Here is a 17,316-nt window from a genome sequence, read left to right on the forward strand (position 1 = left end):
GGCCGCAGGCATCCGCCGCCAGCAGCCCCTGCTGATCTAGCCCCTGCCCATCGGGCAAGAGCGCGAGGGCCTGACGAGAACTTCCTTTCATCTGAAATCACCCCCGGTGGCAGACGACCTATGCCCACGGCACAGCATTGCCGGCAAGGGAGCCGAAACTATGGAAAAGTTTCCGCGAGTCGCGCTATAGAGTACCTCCCACGGGGTTCGCCGCCGGCCGTTCGCCGCCCGCCCGGCCCCCGTTCCGCAATCGTCAAGGAAGAGCAGGCGCGTCATGGTCGAGCGTTGGACACCCGCCAGTTGGAGGACGAAACCGGCGAAGCAGTTGCCGACTTATCCCGACCTGTCCAAGGTCGAGGCGGTCGAACAGCGCCTGTCCTCCTATCCGCCGCTCGTCTTCGCCGGCGAGGCCCGCCGGCTGAAGGCCAAGCTGGCCGATGCCGCCGCCGGCCAGGCCTTCCTGCTGCAGGGCGGCGACTGCGCCGAGAGCTTCGCCGAGTTCCATCCCAACAACATCCGCGACACCTTCCGCGTCCTGCTGCAGATGGCCGTGGTGCTGACCTTCGGCGCCTCGATCCCGGTCATCAAGGTGGGCCGCATGGCCGGCCAGTTCGCCAAGCCGCGCTCGGCCGACATGGAGGCCATCGACGGGGTGGAACTGCCGTCCTACCGCGGCGACATCGTCAACGGCTTCGACTTCACCAGCGATGCCCGCGTTCCCGACCCGGAGCGCATGATGCAGGCCTACACCCAGGCCGCCGCGACGCTGAACCTGCTGCGAGCCTTCGCCCAGGGCGGCTATGCCGACCTGCACAAGGTCCATCAGTGGACGCTGAGCTTCGTCGAGAAGTCGCCGGCCGGGGAGCATTTCCAGGAGCTGGCCACCCGCCTGGACGAGACGCTGGCCTTCATGGCCGCCTGCGGCATCACCGCGGAGACCACCCCGCAGATTCGCGAGACCGACTTCTTCACCAGCCATGAGGCGCTGCTGCTGCCGTTCGAGCAGGCGCTGACCCGCGTCGACAGCACCACCGGCGACTGGTACGACGTGTCGGCCCACATGCTGTGGATCGGCGACCGCACCCGCCAGCCCGACGGCGCCCATGTCGAATTCCTGCGCGGGGTGAAGAACCCCATCGGGCTGAAGTGCGGCCCGACCACCGACCCGGACGAGCTGATCCGCCTGATCGACATCCTGAACCCGACCAACGAGGCCGGGCGCCTGACGCTGATCGTGCGCATGGGCTCCGACAAGGTGGCGGAGAAGTTCCCGCCGCTGCTGCGCAAGGTCCAACGCGAAGGCCGCACGGTGGTGTGGTCCTGCGACCCGATGCACGGCAACACGATCAAGTCGACCACCGGCTACAAGACCCGTCCCGTCGAGCGGGTTCTGGCCGAGGCTAGAGGCTTCTTCGAGGTGCATCAGGCCGAGGGCACCCATGCCGGCGGCGTGCATTTCGAGCTGACCGGCCAGGACGTGACGGAGTGCACGGGCGGCGCCCAGGCGATCACCGATCACAATCTGGCTCTGCGCTACCACACCGCCTGCGATCCGCGCCTGAACGCCAGCCAGTCTCTGGAACTGGCGTTCCTGCTGTCGGAAAAGCTGAAGGAAGGCCGCCAGTCCCGCGAGGCCCGGCGCCGCGCCGCGGTGGCTGCCGAATAAGGCATCCGCCGAAGAGGTCCGGTCAAAAGAGAAGGGGGCGTTTCCGCCCCCTTTTCCATGTCCCGGTTATTGCCGGCGTTACCGTTCGATTTCCTTGTTCCAGCGCTGGTTCCAGTCCGGGCGCTTCTCGTTGATGACGTCCCAGTCCACCGTGACGGCGTTCTTCATGTAGCCCTGGAACTTGTTCATCTCGTCGGCGACATCGACCGGCGCGGTGACCTTGGTGTTGGACGGGATCTGCGCGCCGTACTGCAGGGCGGCGAGCTGCGCCTCCGGCCCGAGCAGATAGGCGGCCAGCTTCTGCGCGGCCTCGTTGTCCGGGTTCTTGGCGACGACGCACTCGCCGACCATCAGCACGACCGAGCCTTCCTTGGGCTGGGCGTATTCCACCGGAATGCCCTTGGCCTTCAGGCTGCCGACGCCGGTCGGGGTCAGCGGGAAGATGGCCGCCTCGTTGGTCTGCACCATCTCGGCGATCTTGGCGGAGCTGGGGATGTATTCCAGCACGTTCGGGCCGATGGTCTTGCGCCAGGTGGTGAAGCCCGGATCGACGTTGGCCTCGGTGCCGCCCTTGATGCGGTTGTACATCAGGAAGGCGTGCAGGCCGAAGGAGCTGCTGGCGGCCGACTGGACGACGATCTTGCCTTTGTACTTGGGATCGGCCAGATCCATCCAACTGGTCGGCGGCGCCCAGCCCTTCTCGTCGAACATCGCCTTGTTATAGGCGAGACCGGTCATGCCCATGTTGACGCCGACCGCCATGTCGCCCTTCAGGCGCGCGGACTGGTAGACGTCGTTCAGCACCGGCGAGCTGTCCATCTTCTGGCACAGGCCCATGCCGATGGCGCGGTACATCAGCCCGTCGTCGAGGAAGACGACGTGCATCTGCGGATTGTCCTTCTGGGCCTGCAGCTTGGCCAGGATGTCGGACGAGGTGCCGGGGACAACCACCACCTTGATGCCGGTCGCCTTCTCGAAGGCGGGGAAGACGTTCTCGGTGTAGGTCTTCTCCATCGTGCCGCCATTCATGCCGATGTAGACCGTCTTGGTCTGTGCGGCGGCGGGGGTGGAGAGGGCGGCGGCGGCCGTGATGGCAACCGTGGCGAGACCGGTGAGCGACAGGGAACGCAAGGTGGGCATGCACGTCCTCCAATGAGCCAAGGGGAGAAGACTGGGGGGTGGGATCTTAAGCGGTCGGTGTGAAGCGGTCGATGCGGAAGGGCTCCAGCGGCATCGGCGTCTCGCCGGTCGTGACCAGTTCCGCCAGCGTCTGACCGACGCCGGGGCCGATCTGGAAGCCGGCACCGGAGAAGCCGAAGGCGTGGAACAGGCCGGGCGTGGTGCGGCTGGGGCCGACGATCGGGTTGCGGTCGGGCGTATAGCCCTCCACCCCGGTCCAGCAGCGGATGACGTGGGCATGGCGCAGTTGGGGAAACAGCTCCGCCGCGTCGCGCATCAGCGTCAGCACGGCGTCGCGCTGCGGCCGGGCGCGGTCGGCGTCCAGCGCGAAGCCGCGTCCGCCACCGACCACCATATTGCCGCGCGGCACCTGCCGGCCATAGACGCCGCCGCCCTCTACCCCGATGTTGACGTCGAGGAAACGGGGCAGCGGCTCCGTCACCGCCATGTTGGGATGGAGCGATTCCAGCGGCACCGGCTCGCCGAAGGCTTCCGCCACCCGCCAGGACCAGGCACCGGCGGTGTTCAGCAGGAAGCGGGCGCGCACCTCCAGAGCGTCGCCGCTGAGCAGGACGAAGCGGTCGCCGTCCTTCTCGACCCGGTCGACCGGCGTCTGTTCGCGCACCACCGCACCCAGCCTGGCCGCCGCGCGGGCGAAGGCGGGGGAGACGAGGCGCGGGTTGGCGTGGCCGTCCTCGGGACAGAGCGATCCGCCGATGGCGCGGTCGCCCAGCGCCGGCCAACGGCGGCGGAACTCCTCGCCGGTGACGATCTCCAGCCCGAGGCCGAAGCCCTGGGTGCGCTCGCGGTAGTCGATCAGGGACGCAAGGTCGGGTTCGCTGCGCGCCAGCTTCAGATGACCGGAGCGGATGTATTCGGCATCGGTGCCCAGCAGTTCCGGCAGCCGGCCCCAGATGGCATGGGCACGCTGCGACAGCGGCAACTGCTCCAGCGGGCGGCCCTGCCGGCGCACGCCGCCGAAATTGACGCCGCTCGCCTTGGCGCCGCACCAGTCGCGCTCCAGCAGCGTCACCGACAGGCCGGCCTGCCGCAGGAACAGCGCCGCCGACCCGCCGACGATCCCGCCGCCGACGATGGCGACATCGCACTCGATCCGTTCCCGCATCACGCGACCTCCCTGCCGCTAGAGCCCTCTCCCCCCCGGGGAGAGGGTTGGGTGAGGGGGACGCGCGGCGGAGTGCTTGTGGCGGGATGGGACGTTGCGGATACCCGACCGGATCCTCGCGATGCATCCCCCTCACCCTGACCCTCTCCCCGGGGGGGAGAGGGGATGATCGTCGCAATGGGAAGCGGCTTGATCGGCGGCTGCGCCCGCAGGCGCCCCACCCCGTCGGGACCGGTGCCGAGCGTGCGAGCCAGCAGCTCCGCCGTGGTGGCGCTGCACATGCGGCCCTGGCAGCGGCCCATGCCGGCACGGGTCAGCGCCTTGGCGCGGTTCATCTCGCGGGCCTGTCCGTTGCGGGCGACCTCGCGCACCGTACCGGCGGTGATGCCTTCGCAGCGGCAGATCATCGTGTCGTCGGCAATCGCGTCGGCCCAGTCCGCCGGGAAGGGGAAGGCGGCCGACAGGCTGCGGCGGAAGGCGGCGATGCGGGCGAGCCGGCCGTCCAGTTCCTTGACCCGCGCGGCCTCGACCGGCCGGCCGAGATCTTCCAGCAGGGCCAGCGCCGCGCGCTCCCCCGCCAGTTCCGCCGCATCGGCACCGGAAATGCCGCTGCCGTCGCCGGCGAGATAGACGCCGGGAACCGAGCTGCGCCCCGCCCCGTCCCGCTCCGGCAGCCAGGCCCGGTCGGCCTCGTCGAAGCGGAAGCGGCAGCCGGCGAGGTCGGCCAGTTGGGTCTCCGACCGCAGGCCAAGCCCGAAGGCGATAGCGTCGCACGCGGTGCGCCGTTCCTGCCCGCGGGCATCGCGCCAGACCAGCGCATCGACCCGCTCCGCCCCGTCCGCACGCACCGGGCGCACGCCGTTGTGGATCGGCACGCCGTGGGCGCGCAGCCAGCCGACGAACAGCAGCCCCTTCGCCAGCGTTGCCGGGTCGCGCAGCATGCCGGCGGTGGCGCGGGCCTGGGCGGCGAAGGGCGTGGTGTCGAACACCCCTGCCACCTCGACCCCGGCCTTCAGATACTGGTAGGCGACCAGATAGAGCAGAGGCCCGGTGCCGAGGAAGGCCACCCGACGGCCGACGGCGCAGCCCTGGAACTTCAGCGCCACCTGCGACCCGCCGAGCGTGAAGACGCCGGGCAGCGTCCAGCCGGGGAAGGGCAGAACGCGGTCGGTGGCGCCCGTCGCCAGGATCAGATGGCTGAAGGGCAAGGCCTCGCTGGCCCCATCGCTCAGCAGATCGAGCGCCCCGGCCTCGCAGTTCCACACCAGCGTGCGCGGACGGTAATCGACCCGGTCGCGGATCGCTGCCATGGCACGGTGGACCGCGTCGGCCTTGCCGGCCTCGAACCCGTAAAGCGCGCTTTTCGGCCGGGTGAAGCCGGCCCCGGACAGGATTTCCGGTGGCTGGCGGTAGATCTGGCCGCCCCAGCGTGCCGCCTCGTCGACCACCACCGGGCACAGGCCGGCGGCGACCAGCCGCTCTGCCGCACGGATGCCGGCCGGGCCGGCACCGACGATCACGGGGGGGAGAACCTCTTTCACGAATTCCACTCCCCGCCGCTCAGCAGGCGCATGCCGTCGGTGATGAAAGTGCCGCAGCCGCGCAGCCGCTCGCCCTCCTCCGTCCGCACCCAGCAATCCTGACAGGCGCCCATCATGCAAAAGCCGGCGCGCGGGGTGTCGGCGAATTCCGTCCGGCGTAGCCGGTCGCCATTGGTGAGCATGGCCGTCAGGATGGTGTCGCCCTCGAGCGCCTCCACCGGACGCCCGTCGAGGGTGAAGCGGACCACGCGCCGGCCCTGTTCGGCCACACGCTGCAGCAAAGCCATGATGACTGGTCTCCGAAGAGAGGACGGCCGGAGCGGACGCTCAGTGCTGGCCGACCAGGATGCGGTCCAACCCATAGACACGGTCGAGCAGAAGCACGGCGACCGCGGTGATGCCGATGATCAGCGCCGACACCGCCGCCATCATCGGGTCGATGGATTCGGTGGCGTACATGTACATCCGCACCGGCAGCGTCACCGTGGACGGCGAGGTGATGAAGATGGACATGGTCAGCTCGTCGAAGCTGTTGATGAAGGCGATCAGCCAGCCGCCGGTGACGCCGGGCAGGATCATCGGCAGGGTGACGCGGCGGAACACGGTCGCCTCGCTGGCGCCCAGCGAGAAGGCGGCCTGCTCCACGCTGCGGTCGAAGCCGGAGATGGCGGCGATCAGCAGCCGCATGACATAGGGGGTGACGATCACCATGTGCGCCGCCACCAGCCAGCCGAAGCTGCCCGCGGCGCCGACGACGGCGAACAGCCGCAGCATGGCGACGCCCAGCACCAGATGCGGGATGATCAGCGGCGACAGGAACAGCGCATTGAGGAAGCCGCGGCCGGGAAATTCGTAGCGCGTGATGGCGAGCGAGGCGGGAACCGCCAGCGCCACCGCCAGCGTCGCCGACAGCACGGCGAGCCACAGGCTGTTCCAGAAGGACTGGACGAAGTCCGGGTGATGGAACACCGCCTCGAACCAGCGCAGCGAAAAACCCCTGGTCGGCAGCGACAGCGTGTTTTCCGGCGTGAAGGCGACGAGGCAGACGATCACCAGCGGCGCCAGCATGAAGATGACGACCAATGCGTGGAAGAACAGGGCGACGGGTCCGTTGCGGGTCATGGCGTCTTCACCCCAGCCGGCGGCGGTAGTGGCCTTCCACCATGCGGTGGTAGGTCAGCATGATGATCAGGTTGGCGGCGAGCAGGATGACGGCGACCGCCGCCCCCATCGGCCAGTTCAGGTCGCTCAGATACTGGTCGTAGACCACGGTCGCGACCATCTTCAGCCGCCGCCCGCCGAGCAGGCCGGGGATGGCGAAAGCGCTGGCACTGAGACCGAAGACGATCAGGCTTCCCGACAGGATGCCGGGCAGGATCTGCGGCGCCACCACGCGGACGATGGCCGTGGCGCGCGAGGCGCCGAAGGAGAGTGCCGCCTGCTCCACCGCCGGGTCCAGCTTCTGCAAGGAGGTCCAGACCGGGATGACCATGAAGGGCAGCATGACGTGGACCAGCGCCACGACCACCGTGCCCTCGCTGTAGAGCAGCTTCATCCGGCCGATGCCGAGCGCGATCAGCGCCCCGTTGACCGGCCCTTCCGGCCCCAGCAGCATGCTCCAGCCGAAGGCGCGGACGACGACCGACACCAGCAGCGGCGCCAGGATCACCAGCAGGAAGATCGACCGCCAGGGGTTGCTCATCCGGCTGAGGATGTAGGCTTCCGGCACGCCGATCACCACGCAGATGGCGGTCGCCAGCGCCGAGATTCGGAAGGTGCGCAGGAAGATTTCCAGGTAATACTCGTCGGTCACCACCGCCAGATAATGCTCCAGCGTGAAGCCCCCGGTGCGCCCGGTCGCATAGTCGAACTGGTTGAAGGACAGGAGCGCCGTCAGGAACAGCGGGGTCAGCACCAGCGCCGCGAACAGCAGAGCAGCCGGCCCCGACAGGAACAGCGGAGCGGTTGGGAACCGGCGTACCGGCGTCTCGTCGCCCGGCGAGGCCGGGGCGGCATCGGGAAGGGTGGCACTCATCCCGTCACCTCAAGCGCGACGTCCGGGGCCTCCGCCATGGCGCCGCGATGGACGCGCACGACCGACGGCGACCATTCCAGCCCGACCGGGGCACCCTGCTCCGCCGGGGTGGAGCCGTCATTCGGCGTCACCACCATCAGCGTGCCGAGCGGCCCGTCGATGTGATAGAGCCACTGGCTGCCCAGGAAGAAGCGGTCGGCGACACGGCCGGTCAGCAGCCCGCCCGACGGCGCGGTCAGGTGCAGCTTCTCCGGCCGGATGCACAGCGTCACCGTCTCGCCCACCGACAGGCCGGCGGTTTCCACCGGTACGGCGATGCCGGCCAGCGACACCGTGGCGCCGGCGCCGGTCGCGGTGACGACCTTGCCCGGCAGCAGGTTGGTCTTGCCGACGAAGCGGGAGATGAACTCCGTCTCCGGATGCTCGTAGATGCGGTAGGGCTGGTCGATCTGAGTGATGCGTCCGGCCTCCATCACCACGACGCGGTCGCTGATCGAGAAGGCTTCCGCCTGATCGTGGGTGACCATGACGGTGGTGGTGCCGACCTTGCGCTGAATCTCGCGCAGCTCAAACTGCATCGCCTCGCGCAGCTTGGCGTCCAGGTTCGACAGCGGCTCGTCCAGCAGCAGGACCGGCGGGCGGATGACAAGCGCGCGCGCCAGCGCCACGCGCTGCCGCTGGCCGCCCGACAGCTCGCGCGGGTAGCGCTTGGCATAGGGCGAGAGATGGACCAGCGACAGCGCCTCTTCCACCCGCGGCTTGCGCTCGCCCCTGGGCACGCGCTGCATCTCCAGGCCGAAGCTGACATTGTCGAACACGGTCATGTGCGGGAACAGCGCGTAGCTCTGGAACACGATGCCCAGCCCGCGGCTGTTCGCCTTGGCCCGCGTGATGTCGCGCCCATCCAGCCGGATGGTGCCGGCCGACGGTTCGACAAAACCGGCGATCATCTGAAGGGTCGTGGTCTTGCCGCAGCCCGAAGGCCCGAGCAGGGAGACGAACTCGCCCTTCTCCACCGACAGCGAGACGTCGCCGACCGCGGTCATCGGGCCGTAACGCTTGGTGATGCTTTTCAATTCGAGGAACGACACGGGGGGAATTCTCCCTCTTGCGACAATTGGCCTCGGTCTCCGGGCCTCACCTGTTGCCCCGATGGTTCCGCCGCACCCCCGGTCGCGTCAATCCGCTTTTTCCACCAACAGAAAAGATTTTGCAAAAGCTTCCGATATACGGAATAGATGGGGCAGCCAACATCACCGATTTTCAGAACGGAGCCCAACATGAGCGCCGACCTCCGCCGCAGGGCAAAAGACAGTGCGGGTGTCGAGAGTGCCGGTGCGGAAAATGCCGGCAACGACGAGGTGGGTAGCAAATCCAGCTTGCAGCGCGGGCTGGCGATCCTGCGCCTGCTGGCGTCCTCCAACGAGGCGGGGGCCCGGCTGACCGACATTTCCCGCGCGCTCGACCTCACCCCGCCGACCGTCCACCGCCTGCTGAAGATCCTGGTGGAAGAGGGGATGGCGGAAGCGGACAAGGCGACCAAGCGCTACCGGCTGGGCATCGACCTGTTCGGGCTGGCGGCGCAAGCCGGCAATCCGAACAACCTGCGCGACATCTGCCGGCCGATCCTGCTGCGCCTCTCGGCGACGCTGCGCGACACCATCTTCCTGCTGGTGCGCAGCGGCTTCGACGCGGTGTGCCTGGACCGCAGCGAGGGGCCCTTCCCCATCCGCTCTTTCACCGGCGACATCGGCGGCCGGGTGACTCTGGGCGTCGGCCAGGGCAGCCTCGCCATCATGGCCTTCCTCCATGCGGAGGAGCGCGAGGAGGTCATCCGCTTCAACCTGCCGCGCATGCAGGGCGTCGGCATCATCGACGAGGTCTATCTGCGCACGGAGATCGCGCGGGTCCGCGATCTCGGCTATGCCAGCCGGTCAACCGGCCTCTTGCCGGGCATGTCCGGCGTGGCGGTTCCGGTGCTGGATCGCGACGGCTATGCCGTGGCGGCGCTCAGCGTCGGCACGATCAGCGAGCGTCTGAACGAGGAACGGCTGCCGGTGGTGGTCGACATTCTGAAACGCGAATCCGCCGCGATCAGCCGCCAGTTGAACCCCTTCGACCCCGTCCTGCGCCGTCCCGCCGCGATTCTGGGAGGCGGCCCGGCATGAAGGGCGTGAAGAAGGCCGACCTGCCGACCAAGACCTGCCCGGTCTGCAACCGCCCTTTCACTTGGCGGAAGAAATGGGAGCAGGTGTGGGACGAGGTGAAATACTGCTCCGACCGCTGCCGCGGAGACGCCCGCAAGCGCGAGGGGAAGCGGGAGGGCGACGTGCTGCGATCCTGACCGGATCGTCAGGAAGAATTGCCCTTTATTCAATCACATGCCAGCATTCTGAACAGCCAGGGGCGTCTGCCTGCGAGATGGGCGGCACTCCTGGCGGATGGCATTTCCGTTGCATTCAAAATTGCGGCCGCACGGGTCCATGGATTTACGGGCACATTCCCGAGTATTCATGACTCCGGCAGCTCGGCCATACTGCCGCCGGCGGCGGCGGCCAACGATACGCGACCAACGATACTCAGCGACGAAGGGGACTCATGATGTCGGTTCGGGGGATGGGGGATCGGGCGATGAACGTCTTTGGGAAGGCGGCCGGGGGTATGACGCGCCGTGCGGTGCTGTGCGGCGTCGCCGCGGTTGCCTTCGCGGCGGCAGCCGGCGGTTCCCTGCCGGCATTCGCGGACGGCAAGGTGAAGGTCGCCGGCATCTACACCGTGCCGATCGAGCAGCAGTGGGTCAGCCGCATCCATGTTGCGCTGAAGGCCGCAGCCGACCGCGGCGACATCGAGTATGTCTGGGCCGAGTCGGTCGCCAACACCGATTATGAGCGCGTGATGCGCCAGTATGCCGAGGCCGGCCAGCAGCTGGTCTTCGGCGAGGTGTTCGGGGTGGAGCGCGCCGCCCGCGCCGTCGCCAAGGACTACCCGAAGACCGCCTTCGTCATGGGTTCCAGCTTCAAGCCGCAGGAACCCAACTTTTCGGTCTTCGACAACTACATCCAGGAGCCGGCCTACCTGTCCGGCATGGTCGCCGGCGGCATGACCAAGTCGAACGTCATCGGCATGGTCGGCGGCTACCCGATCCCCGAGGTGAACCGCCTGATGAACGCCTTCATGGAAGGCGCCAAGGAGGTCAACCCGCAGGTCAAGTTCTCGGTCAGCTTCATCGGCTCCTGGTTCGACCCGCCCAAGGCCAAGGAAGCCGCCTTCGCCATGATCGACCGCGGCGCCGACGTGATGTACGCCGAGCGCTTCGGCGTGTCCGACGCGGCCAAGGAGCGCAAGGTGCTCGCCATCGGCAACGTCATCGACACCCAGCCGCAGTATCCCGACACCGTCGTCGCCAGCGCGCTGTGGCACATGGAGCCGTCGGTGGAGCGCGCCATCGCCGCGGTGAAGGCCGGCAGCTACAAGGCCGAGGATTACGGCCCCTACAGCATGATGGCGCACAAGGGCTCCAGCCTCGCCCCGCTCGGCACCTTCGAGTCGAAGATTCCCGACGCCATCAAGGCGAAGGTGAAGGAACGCGAGCAACAGATCCGCGACGGCAAGTTCACCGTGAAGGTCAACGACGCCGAGCCGAAGTCGACGATGTGACGCCCGGCGCATCCGCAATGTCATCACCCGTGAAAGGCGGGCCGGAGGTCGTCCTCCGGCTCGCCGGCATTTCCAAGCGGTTCGGTCCGCTGCTCGCCAACGACAGCATCTCGCTGACGCTCCGCGCCGGCGAGGTGCTCGCCCTGCTTGGCGAGAACGGCGCCGGCAAGACGACCCTGATGAACATCCTCTTCGGCCATTACGTCGCCGACGAGGGGACCATCGAGGCGTTTGGCCGTCCCCTGCCGCCGGGCTCTCCCCGCGCGGCGCTTGAGGCCGGCATCGGCATGGTCCACCAGCATTTCACGCTGGCGGACAATCTGTCGGTGCTGGACAACATCGCCGTCGGCACCGAATCGCTGTGGCGCTGGCGCTCCGACCGGGGCGCCGCCCGCCGCCGTCTGCTCGACCTGTCCCAGCGCTTCGGGCTGGAGGTGCGGCCGGACGCGCCGGTCGGCGAGCTGTCGGTCGGCGAGCGCCAGCGGGCGGAGATCCTGAAGGCGCTCTACCGCGACGCCCGCATCCTGATCCTCGACGAGCCGACCGCGGTGCTGACGCCGCAGGAATCGGCCGGGCTGTTCGAAACGCTGCGCCGGCTGACCGCCGACGGGCTCGCCGTCGTCTTCATCAGTCACAAGATGAACGAGGTCTTCGCCGCCAGCGACACCGTCGCCGTTCTGCGCGCCGGCAAGCTGGTCGCCACCCACGCCACCGCCTCCACCGACCGCGCCAAGCTGGCCGAGCTGATGGTCGGCCGCAGCGTCAAGCCGCCGGCCCCCGCCCCACTCTCTCCCGGCGAGCCTGTGCTGGAACTGGCGGGCGTCACGGTGGCCTCCGGCCATGGACGTCCGCTGCTGGACGGAGTCGATCTGACGGTGCGCCGCCATCAGGTGGTCGGCATCGCTGGCGTGTCCGGCAACGGCCAGACCGCACTGGCCGAGCTGGTCAGCGGGCTGATCCGCCCCGACTCCGGCAAACTGTCCCTGAAGGGCAGCGTGGTCGAACATGGCGACCCGGCCGACATGGTCCGGCGCGGCGTCGCCCGCATTCCAGAGGACCGGCACAGCGCCGGTCTCGTCGGCGCCATGGCGGTGTGGGAGAACCTGATCGCCGAGCGCTATCACGACTCATCCTTCTCCCGCTTCGGGGTGCTGCGGCGGGGGGCGGCACGGGCCTACGCCCGCGAGGTGATCGAGGAGTTCGACGTCCGCTGCCCCGGTCCCGATGCCCGCACGCAGCTGCTGTCGGGCGGCAACATGCAGAAGCTGATCCTGGGCCGCACGCTGGCCCACGGACCGGACCTGATCCTGGCTAGCCAGCCGACACGCGGGCTCGACATCGGTGCCGTGTCCTACGTCCACAGCCGGCTGCTCGACGCCCGCGCCGCCGGAGCCGGCGTCCTGCTGATCTCCGAGGATCTGGACGAGATCCTGGCGCTGGCCGACTGCGTCACCGTCGCCTATCACGGCCGCCTCACCCCCCTTCTGCCGCATGACCGGGTGTCGGTCAGCCAGCTCGGCCTGCTGATGGCCGGGCATTGGGACGTTTTGCGCGACATCCTGCCGGAGACTGTTGATGCGGCTTGAACCGCGCACCGATACCCCGCTCGCCCTGCGGCTGCTGGCGCCGATTGGCGCCGTCGTGGCGGCGCTGGCGCTCTGCGCCCTGCTGGTCGCCTGGACCGGCGCCCCGGTGCTGCGCGCCTACGGCCTGCTGTTCGAGGGCGCCGCCGGCTCCCGCTTCGCCCTGACCGAGACGCTGACCCGAGCCACCCCGCTGATCCTGACCGGGCTGGCTGCCGCCGTCGCTTTCCGCGCCAAGCTGTGGAACATCGGGGCGGAGGGGCAGCTCTACATGGGCGCGCTGGCCGCCGTGGTGGTGGGCGGCGGCATGCTCGACCTGCCGGCCTGGGCGCTGATCCCGGTGGTGATGATCGCCGGCATGGCGGCGGGCGGCGTCACCCTGCTCGGCCCCGCCGTGCTGAAGGTCCGCTTCGGCGTTGACGAGGTGGTGACCACCCTGCTGCTGAACTTCGTCGTGCTGCTGCTGGTGTCGCTGCTGCTGGAAGGGGCCTTGAAGGACCCGATGGGCATGGGCTGGCCGCAGTCGGCCCCGGTCGCCGAGGCGGCGGAGCTGCCCAAGCTGGTGGCGCGCACCCGTCTGCATGCCGGGCTCGCCATCGCGCTCGGCCTGTCGGTGCTGCTGTGGCTGATCGACACCCGCACCATCTGGGGCTACGAGAACCGGGCGGTCGGCGCCAACCCGCGCGCCGCCGCTTTTGCCGGCATGCCGGTGACTAGGGTGATGCTGCGCACCGCCCTGCTGTCGGGCGGGCTGGCCGGGCTGGCCGGCGCAGCGGAGGTCTGCGGGCTGAAAGGCTACCTGACGCTCGACCTGTCACCGGGCTTCGGCTACAGCGGCATTGTCGTCGCCATGCTGGCCCAACTGCATCCCATCGGGGTGGTCGGGGCCGCGCTGTTCATCGCCGGCATCTTCGTCGGCGCCGACGCCATGAGCCGGGCCATGCCGGTTCCCAACTACATCGCCGACGTCCTGGTCGCCACCAGCCTGCTCTGCATGCTCGTCGCCGGGCTGCTGGCACGCTACCGGCTGCGGCGGGGGTAAGGGGTCATGGATTTCCTGTCGATCATCCTCGACATCCTGCTGTCGGCCGCCTTCTGGACCGCGGTGCTGCGCATCGCCACCCCCTATGTGCTGGGCACGCTGGGCGAGCTGGTGTGCGAGCGGGCCGGCGTGCTGAACCTCGGCATCGAAGGCATCATGACGCTGGGCGCCATGGCCGGCTGGATGGCGGTCTACCAGGGGGCCGACCTGTGGACCGGCGTGCTGGCTGCCGCCGCCTGCGGCGCGCTGCTCGGCCTGCTGCATGCGGCGCTGACCGTGCCGCTCGGCCTGTCGCAGCATGTGACGGGCATCGGCGTAACCCTGCTCGGCACCAGCCTGTCCTACTTCGTCTACCGCCTCGTCCTGCCGCAGGCCAGCACCCCGCCGACCGTCGAGCCGTTCCAGCCACTGGCCCTGCCGGGCGCCCTGGCCCAGACTCCGCTGACCTACCTCGCCTTCCTGCTGGTCGCGGTCGTCGCCTATGTGCTGTACCGCACGCCGGTCGGGCTGGCGGTGCGGATGGTCGGCGAGAATCCGGCCGCCGCCGAGGCGCAGGGGCTGAACGTCACCGCCATCCGCATCGGTGCCGTGGTGGCGGGCAGCGCGCTGATGGCGCTGGCCGGCGCCTTCCTGACCCTGTCGGCCTTCAACGCCTTCTTCTTCAACATGGTCAACGGGCGCGGCTGGATCTGCATCGCGCTGGTTGTCTTCGCGTCATGGCGGCCGGGCAAGGCTCTGCTGGGTGCCCTGCTGTTCGCGGTCTTCGACGCGCTGCAACTGCGGTTGCAGCAGGCGAGCGGCGGCGTCCTGCCCTATCAGCTGTTCCTGATGATGCCCTATCTGCTGAGCATCCTGGCGCTGGTGCTGGTGGCCCGCCGGGCCTCCTACCCGCGCGCCCTGATGATCCCGTACCGCAAAGGAGAACGCTGATGTTCGATCTGATCCTGCGCCGCGCCACCCTGCCGGATGGCCGCAGCGGCATCGACATCGGCATCCGCGACGGCCGCATCGCCGCGGTCGAAGCCAATCTGGCCGGCGAGGCGGCTGGCGAGATCGACGCCACCGGCCGGCTGGTCAGCCCGCCCTTCGTCGATTCCCACTTCCACATGGACAGCACGCTCAGCTACGGCCTGCCGAGGGTGAACCAGAGCGGCACCCTGCTGGAGGGCATCGCACTGTGGGGCGAGCTGAAGCCGCAGCTGGTGCAGGAAGCCATCGTCGAGCGGGCGCTCGCCTACTGCGACTGGGCGGTCGGGCGCGGCCTGCTGGCGATCCGCAGCCATGTCGATGTCTGCGATCCGCGCCTGCTGGCGGTGGAAGCGTTGCTGGACGTCAAGAAGCGCGTCGCGCCCTATCTCGATTTGCAGTTGGTCGCCTTCCCGCAGGACGGCGTCCTGCGCTCGGCCGGCACCGAGGAGCTGCTGCGGCGGGCGCTGGACATGGGCGTCGACGTGGTCGGCGGCATCCCGCATTTCGAGCGCACCATGGCCGATGGCGCGGCTTCCGTCCGGCTGCTCTGCGAGATCGCGGCGGAGCGCGGGCTGCTGGTCGACATGCATTGCGACGAGAGCGACGATCCGCTGTCCCGCCATGTCGAGACACTGGCCTACGAGACGCAGCGGCTGGGTCTGCATGGCCGGGTGACGGGGTCGCACCTGACCTCCATGCATTCCATGGACAATTACTACGTCTCCAAGCTGATCCCGCTGATGGCGGAGGCGCGGCTGGGAGTCATCGCCAACCCGCTGATCAACATCGTCCTCCAGGGCCGCCACGACACCTATCCCAAGCGCCGCGGCATGACCCGCGTGCCGGAACTGATGGCCGCCGGGCTGACCGTCGCCTTCGGCCATGACTGCGTGATGGACCCCTGGTATCCGCTGGGCTCCGGCGACATGCTGGAGGTGGCGCATATGGGCCTGCATGTCGGCCAGATGACCGGCCAGGACGGCATCAGGGCCGCTTTCGACGCGGTGACGGTGAACCCTGCCAAGCTGCTGCATCTGGACGGCTACGGGCTGGAGCCCGGCTGCAACGCCGATCTGGTGGTGCTCCAGGCCGGCAACCCGGTGGAGGCGATCCGCACCCGCGCCGCCCGCCTGTTCGTGCTGCGCCGCGGCCGGATCGTCAGCCGCTGCGAACCGGTGCAGGCGAAGCTCGACCTGCCGGGCCGGCCGGAAACGGTCGATTTCCTGTTGAAACGGGGCTGAGGCAAACATGAAAAAGCCCGCCGGAGCAGCCGTTCCGGCGGGCTTTTCTCTGTCGGGAAGCCGTTACGCCTTCAGGAAGTCCCGCAGCGCGTCGGCCACCGCGTGCATTTCCTGCTCGGTGCCGATGGTGACGCGCAGGCAGCTCGGCAGGCCGTAGGACGGCATCTGGCGGACCAGGATGCCGCGGGCCTTCAGGAACTGGCGGGCGGCCTCGGCGTTGTCCTTGCCGGCGGGCTGGCCCTTGAAATCGACCAGCACGAAGTTGGTCACGCTGGGATGCACCGTCAGGCCGAGTTCCCGCACGGTGGCGGAGAACCACTCGCGCCACTGCTCATTGTGGCGGCGGGAGCGGTCGAGGAACTCGGCATCCTCCACCGCGGCGACGCCGGCGACATGGGCGGCGTTCGACACGTTGAAGGGACCGCGCACCCGGTTCAGCACGTCGACGATCCCGGCCGGACCGTAGCACCAGCCGATGCGCAGCGAGCCCAGCGCGAAGATCTTCGAGAAGGTGCGGGTCATCACCACGTTGGGGAACCGCTCCACCAGTTCCTCGCCGGCGGTGTAGTCGTCCTTGTTCATGTATTCGGCATAGGCCGCGTCGATGACCAGGATGACGTCCGGCGGCAGGCCGGCATGCAGCCGCGCCACCTCCGACGCCGGCAGATAGGTGCCGGTCGGGTTGTTCGGGTTGGCGAGGAAGACCAGACGGGTGCGCGGGGTGACGCGGGCCAGCAGGTTGTCGACGCTGGCGGTCAGCCCGTCCTCGGGCGCCGTCACCGGGGTGGCGCCGACCGACTTGGCGCCGATCGGGTACATCAGGAAGCCGTACTGCGAATACAGCACCTCGTCGCCCGGCCCGGCATAGGAGCGGATCAGCAGGCTGATGATCTCGTCCGACCCGGCACCGCAGACGATGCGGTCGGCATCCAGGTTGAAGCGCTTGGCGATGGCGCCGCGCAGCGCCGCCGAGCCGCCGTCCGGATAGCGGTGCAGGGTTCCGGCCGCCGCCGCATAGGCCTCCATCGCCTTCGGGCTCGGCCCAAGCGCCCCTTCGTTGGAGGCGAGGCGGATATGACCTTGATGCTCGCCGCCGACATAGGCGGCGATGTCGAGAATCCCCGGACGCGGCTGCGGGCCGTTCGGCTGGGTCATGGTCTGCTTACCTTCCGACGATGGTGGATGGGCGGTTCATGGATGGGGTGGAACAGGATGGAACAGTGCCGATGGCACTGTTCCATCGTTTCACGGAGGGCCGGCAGGATAAGGCAGGAGCC

General features: G+C 68.8%; 16 protein-coding genes. 8 read left to right on the forward strand and 8 right to left on the reverse strand.

Features of this window, described 5'->3' with window-relative positions; genetic code table 11:
• Positions 1-274: 274 nt before the first annotated feature.
• Positions 275-1,666, forward strand: a complete 1,392-nt coding sequence (locus tag ABNQ40_RS13295; RefSeq protein WP_109048140.1) for a class II 3-deoxy-7-phosphoheptulonate synthase — start codon at positions 275-277, stop codon at positions 1,664-1,666.
• 78 nt (positions 1,667-1,744) lie between these two features.
• On the opposite strand, the gene ABNQ40_RS13300 is transcribed toward ABNQ40_RS13295, so the two are convergent.
• The 7 genes from ABNQ40_RS13300 to ABNQ40_RS13330 are packed head-to-tail and all read right to left on the reverse strand — an operon-like array spanning position 1,745 to position 8,638.
• A complete protein-coding gene (locus tag ABNQ40_RS13300; protein WP_109048139.1) occupies positions 1,745-2,806 on the reverse strand; it encodes an ABC transporter substrate-binding protein in 1,062 nt (353 codons plus the stop codon).
• Positions 2,807-2,852: 46 nt separating this feature from the next.
• Positions 2,853-3,971 carry an FAD-binding oxidoreductase gene (locus tag ABNQ40_RS13305; protein ID WP_109048138.1) on the reverse strand — a complete coding sequence of 373 codons (1,119 nt, stop codon included), beginning with the start codon at positions 3,969-3,971 and terminating at the stop codon, positions 2,853-2,855.
• Positions 3,971-5,512, reverse strand: coding sequence for an FAD-dependent oxidoreductase (locus ABNQ40_RS13310; protein WP_391346827.1), 1,542 nt, complete (start codon positions 5,510-5,512; stop codon positions 3,971-3,973). The genes ABNQ40_RS13305 and ABNQ40_RS13310 overlap by 1 nt, the downstream gene beginning before the upstream one ends.
• Complete coding sequence (locus ABNQ40_RS13315; RefSeq protein WP_109050150.1) at positions 5,509-5,799, reverse strand: (2Fe-2S)-binding protein; 291 nt, start codon at positions 5,797-5,799, stop codon at positions 5,509-5,511. Before ABNQ40_RS13315 ends, ABNQ40_RS13310 begins: the two co-directional genes overlap by 4 nt.
• A 40-nt stretch (positions 5,800-5,839) precedes the next feature.
• Positions 5,840-6,634: an ABC transporter permease gene (locus tag ABNQ40_RS13320; RefSeq protein WP_109050149.1), complete on the reverse strand. Its 795-nt coding sequence runs from the start codon at positions 6,632-6,634 to the stop codon at positions 5,840-5,842.
• Between the two features lie 7 nt (positions 6,635-6,641).
• Complete coding sequence (locus ABNQ40_RS13325) at positions 6,642-7,547, reverse strand: ABC transporter permease (protein WP_109050148.1); 906 nt, start codon at positions 7,545-7,547, stop codon at positions 6,642-6,644.
• Positions 7,544-8,638 (reverse strand): ABC transporter ATP-binding protein, encoded by a 1,095-nt coding sequence (locus ABNQ40_RS13330; protein ID WP_109050147.1) that lies wholly within the window; start codon positions 8,636-8,638, stop codon positions 7,544-7,546. The genes ABNQ40_RS13325 and ABNQ40_RS13330 overlap by 4 nt, the downstream gene beginning before the upstream one ends.
• A 189-nt stretch (positions 8,639-8,827) precedes the next feature.
• Between ABNQ40_RS13330 and ABNQ40_RS13335 the strand changes: the two genes are divergently transcribed.
• From ABNQ40_RS13335 to ABNQ40_RS13365, 7 genes are all read left to right on the forward strand, one after another.
• Positions 8,828-9,715, forward strand: coding sequence for an IclR family transcriptional regulator (locus ABNQ40_RS13335; protein ID WP_247879819.1), 888 nt, complete (start codon positions 8,828-8,830; stop codon positions 9,713-9,715).
• Positions 9,712-9,891: a DUF2256 domain-containing protein gene (locus tag ABNQ40_RS13340; protein WP_109050146.1), complete on the forward strand. Its 180-nt coding sequence runs from the start codon at positions 9,712-9,714 to the stop codon at positions 9,889-9,891. The genes ABNQ40_RS13335 and ABNQ40_RS13340 overlap by 4 nt, the downstream gene beginning before the upstream one ends.
• A 317-nt stretch (positions 9,892-10,208) precedes the next feature.
• Positions 10,209-11,204: a BMP family protein gene (locus tag ABNQ40_RS13345; RefSeq protein WP_109050145.1), complete on the forward strand. Its 996-nt coding sequence runs from the start codon at positions 10,209-10,211 to the stop codon at positions 11,202-11,204.
• A 17-nt stretch (positions 11,205-11,221) separates the two neighbouring features.
• Positions 11,222-12,790 (forward strand): ABC transporter ATP-binding protein, encoded by a 1,569-nt coding sequence (locus ABNQ40_RS13350; RefSeq protein WP_109050144.1) that lies wholly within the window; start codon positions 11,222-11,224, stop codon positions 12,788-12,790.
• Entirely contained in the window at positions 12,780-13,829 is a 1,050-nt protein-coding gene (locus ABNQ40_RS13355) for an ABC transporter permease (protein ID WP_109050143.1), read from the forward strand. The genes ABNQ40_RS13350 and ABNQ40_RS13355 overlap by 11 nt, the downstream gene beginning before the upstream one ends.
• A gap of 6 nt (positions 13,830-13,835) precedes the next feature.
• Positions 13,836-14,759 carry an ABC transporter permease gene (locus tag ABNQ40_RS13360; RefSeq protein WP_109050142.1) on the forward strand — a complete coding sequence of 308 codons (924 nt, stop codon included), beginning with the start codon at positions 13,836-13,838 and terminating at the stop codon, positions 14,757-14,759.
• On the forward strand, positions 14,759-16,039 hold the full coding sequence (locus ABNQ40_RS13365; RefSeq protein WP_109050141.1) for an amidohydrolase family protein: 1,281 nt from the start codon (positions 14,759-14,761) through the stop codon (positions 16,037-16,039). The genes ABNQ40_RS13360 and ABNQ40_RS13365 overlap by 1 nt, the downstream gene beginning before the upstream one ends.
• Before the next feature lie 63 nt (positions 16,040-16,102).
• Here ABNQ40_RS13365 and hisC read toward each other — a convergent pair whose 3' ends face one another.
• Entirely contained in the window at positions 16,103-17,194 is a 1,092-nt protein-coding gene (hisC, locus tag ABNQ40_RS13370) for a histidinol-phosphate transaminase (RefSeq protein ID WP_109050140.1), read from the reverse strand.
• Positions 17,195-17,316: the final 122 nt, after the last annotated feature.

The organism is Azospirillum sp. A23 (genome assembly GCF_042938965.1).
GTDB classification, from domain to species: Bacteria; Pseudomonadota; Alphaproteobacteria; order Azospirillales; family Azospirillaceae; genus Azospirillum; species Azospirillum melinis.

Coding starts and splice junctions, on each gene's coding strand:
- ABNQ40_RS13295 (WP_109048140.1), top strand. CDS start 275: ATGGTCGAGCGTTGGACACCCGCCAGTTGGAGGACGAAACCGGCGAAG.
- ABNQ40_RS13320 (WP_109050149.1), bottom strand. CDS start 6,634: ATGACCCGCAACGGACCCGTCGCCCTGTTCTTCCACGCATTGGTCGTC.
- ABNQ40_RS13360 (WP_109050142.1), top strand. CDS start 13,836: ATGGATTTCCTGTCGATCATCCTCGACATCCTGCTGTCGGCCGCCTTC.
- ABNQ40_RS13305 (WP_109048138.1), bottom strand. CDS start 3,971: ATGCGGGAACGGATCGAGTGCGATGTCGCCATCGTCGGCGGCGGGATC.
- ABNQ40_RS13365 (WP_109050141.1), top strand. CDS start 14,759: ATGTTCGATCTGATCCTGCGCCGCGCCACCCTGCCGGATGGCCGCAGC.
- ABNQ40_RS13325 (WP_109050148.1), bottom strand. CDS start 7,547: ATGAGTGCCACCCTTCCCGATGCCGCCCCGGCCTCGCCGGGCGACGAG.
- ABNQ40_RS13345 (WP_109050145.1), top strand. CDS start 10,209: ATGACGCGCCGTGCGGTGCTGTGCGGCGTCGCCGCGGTTGCCTTCGCG.
- ABNQ40_RS13350 (WP_109050144.1), top strand. CDS start 11,222: ATGTCATCACCCGTGAAAGGCGGGCCGGAGGTCGTCCTCCGGCTCGCC.
- ABNQ40_RS13300 (WP_109048139.1), bottom strand. CDS start 2,806: ATGCCCACCTTGCGTTCCCTGTCGCTCACCGGTCTCGCCACGGTTGCC.
- ABNQ40_RS13335 (WP_247879819.1), top strand. CDS start 8,828: ATGAGCGCCGACCTCCGCCGCAGGGCAAAAGACAGTGCGGGTGTCGAG.
- ABNQ40_RS13315 (WP_109050150.1), bottom strand. CDS start 5,799: ATGGCTTTGCTGCAGCGTGTGGCCGAACAGGGCCGGCGCGTGGTCCGC.
- ABNQ40_RS13340 (WP_109050146.1), top strand. CDS start 9,712: ATGAAGGGCGTGAAGAAGGCCGACCTGCCGACCAAGACCTGCCCGGTC.
- ABNQ40_RS13355 (WP_109050143.1), top strand. CDS start 12,780: ATGCGGCTTGAACCGCGCACCGATACCCCGCTCGCCCTGCGGCTGCTG.
- hisC (WP_109050140.1), bottom strand. CDS start 17,194: ATGACCCAGCCGAACGGCCCGCAGCCGCGTCCGGGGATTCTCGACATC.